We start from the raw sequence: 1,906 nt of genomic DNA, 5'->3' as shown, positions 1-1,906 counted from the left end.
GATAGCCGCCACGCCGGATCCCTTCGGAATAGGCATAGCGGTCCTCGTCGGGCATGAAGAGGTCGCCCAGGCTCGCCCAGAAGCCCTTATCCTCCGTGCCGGGAGCCAATCCGGTGTTGGCTTCGGTATCGGCGCTGCGGACGAAGACTTCACTGTCGGCGATGCCGAGAGCGATCAATTCATCCCGAGCAGCTTCCGCGGCGCCGAGCGTGTCGTAGAGCGCCGTCATCGTCTGCGTCATTGGTCTTCACCTTCCACGGTGATGGGGAACCGCAGGTCCGGCTCTTCCAGTCGCGTCACCGTCGCATGCTCCGCGCGGAGCGGTATTGTCCGGCGGACCAGTTCCTCGCGGACGGTCTTGCTGACCCGGAGCTCCTCCTTGAGCATCAGCCGGGTCTGCACCACCACCCGCTCCTCGAGCACGGGAATGATGAGCACCCCGTTCTCTTCGCGGATCGGCGGGACCTCCTCCACGAACTGACCGACCGGGACACGCTCGACCTTGACCTCCTCTTCCTTGAGAAGGGCCTCCACGACATGCGGCGTAGTCTCGACCTTGGTCTCGACCAGCACACGGCCAAGCTCGACCAGGTGCTTGCGGAGCTGAAGCTGCTCTTCCAGCAGTTCAACCCGCTGATCGGGCTGGTCAGGAGCGGGGGGCTTGGTCATGGGGCAGCAACTGCAGCGGAATGCCGTAGTTCCCGTTCAGACAAATATACGATGCACATTACGTATGTGAATGAGACAATATGCAGAAGTTATACAGTGCTTCCTGCGGGGATATTTTTACGCTACTATTTGTAGAAATGACTTGTCAGGCTCCTGACCAGCAGGTTCTGGGTCAGCTAGCTTTATGGGGGGCTTCTGTAGCGGCCTTCTCCAGTGGATCAGTGACGGGAGACGGGGCCGCTCATCTACCGGAAGAAAAGGTGCACTACCCTACCGGCACGCCGAGAGGCTGATGAATAAATGCCTGTACCTCGGGTTGCAGGCTGAGCTTCGTGGCCAACTCGTCGAGATAGGCCTCCTCGGACCTATACGGAGTGATCGTCAGGACCGACACCGCCTAAACCTGTGCGCCCCCTCGATATTGGGAACGGCGGCCACCACGGCATCCACATCCAGCGGCTTGGCCAGCTCGCACAGCACCCAGTCTCTTTCCTCGGTGTCGGCTCCCGCCTCCTCGAGCTTGCCAACGATGGTGTTCATCTCGCGATCATCGACATGCCCATCGGACTTGGCGGCCGCGATCATGGCCATCAGCATGACCTGCTGGGGCCGCTCGTCCGGCGCCGGCACCTCTGCCGGCTTCAACGGCTCCGCAGGAGCCGCGCTGGATGCTCCGATCCAGGAAGCGGAAGAGGACTAGCCCCAGTTGCGTAAGGCGTTCATGGCGATCACGCCCATCGCTGCACCAGCAAGCGCACCGCTCGAACGCCCGCCGCCGAGCATGGAGCCGATCAGGCCGCCAAGGCCGCCGCACCTGAGAGCAGCTTCGGAAACCGTCGGTTCTGGTGATTGTTGAGTGGTGGTGCAGGAACGCCTGGGCGGCTCAGGAAGAGGCTTTGGCGGTGCATCTTGCGACCGGATCAGGCATGCCGCGTGGTCCCAGCGGCAGTCCGCATGAAAGCACGGCAAGATGAAACCTTCCAATGGGAGCGAACCTACCTTTTCACCCGCAACTTCGATAGACCGCACCCGCCTGATCGTCGGCATCGGTGCCTCAGCCGGTGGCATCGATGCATTCCAGTCGTTCTTCGCAAGGATGCCTGCCGACACTGGAATGGCCTTCGTGCTGGTCCAGCACCTCGACCCCAACCATGACAGCTCCCTGGTCGCGATCATCGCCGGCTACACCACAATGCCAGTGCATCTGGCCGAGGGCGGCGAGCAGATCCGCCCGAAC

General features: G+C 62.0%; 3 protein-coding genes and 1 pseudogene. 1 reads left to right on the top strand and 3 read right to left on the bottom strand.

The genetic code is table 11. From position 1 onward, the window contains the following. The 3 genes and pseudogenes from EQG76_RS29750 to EQG76_RS29740 all read right to left on the bottom strand — a co-directional run. Positions 1-241 (bottom strand): annotated as a pseudogene (locus tag EQG76_RS29750) (YsnF/AvaK domain-containing protein); the annotation flags it as partial. Then, entirely contained in the window at positions 238-669 is a 432-nt protein-coding gene (locus tag EQG76_RS29745) for a YsnF/AvaK domain-containing protein (protein ID WP_159718865.1), read from the bottom strand. The gene EQG76_RS29745 and the pseudogene EQG76_RS29750, both read right to left, overlap by 4 nt. Before the next feature lie 381 nt (positions 670-1,050). Then, on the bottom strand, positions 1,051-1,299 hold the full coding sequence (locus EQG76_RS29740; protein ID WP_159718864.1) for a DUF533 domain-containing protein: 249 nt from the start codon (positions 1,297-1,299) through the stop codon (positions 1,051-1,053). A gap of 340 nt (positions 1,300-1,639) precedes the next feature. On the opposite strand from EQG76_RS29740, the gene EQG76_RS29735 reads away from it, so the two are divergent. Beyond that, positions 1,640-1,906 (top strand): chemotaxis protein CheB (locus tag EQG76_RS29735; RefSeq protein ID WP_159718863.1); only part of this gene is annotated, 267 nt, incomplete at its 3' end.

The organism is Geminicoccus flavidas, from assembly GCF_009806515.1.
Lineage (GTDB): Bacteria > Pseudomonadota > Alphaproteobacteria > Geminicoccales > Geminicoccaceae > Geminicoccus > Geminicoccus flavidus.
The sequence above is the reverse complement of the archived record's forward strand: the minus strand, read 5'-3'. Positions and strand labels throughout refer to the sequence as shown.

What these genes read in the sequence shown, in the direction of transcription:
- EQG76_RS29745 (WP_159718865.1), bottom strand. Translation starts at nt 669, where the DNA reads ATGACCAAGCCCCCCGCTCCTGACCAGCCCGATCAGCGGGTTGAACTG.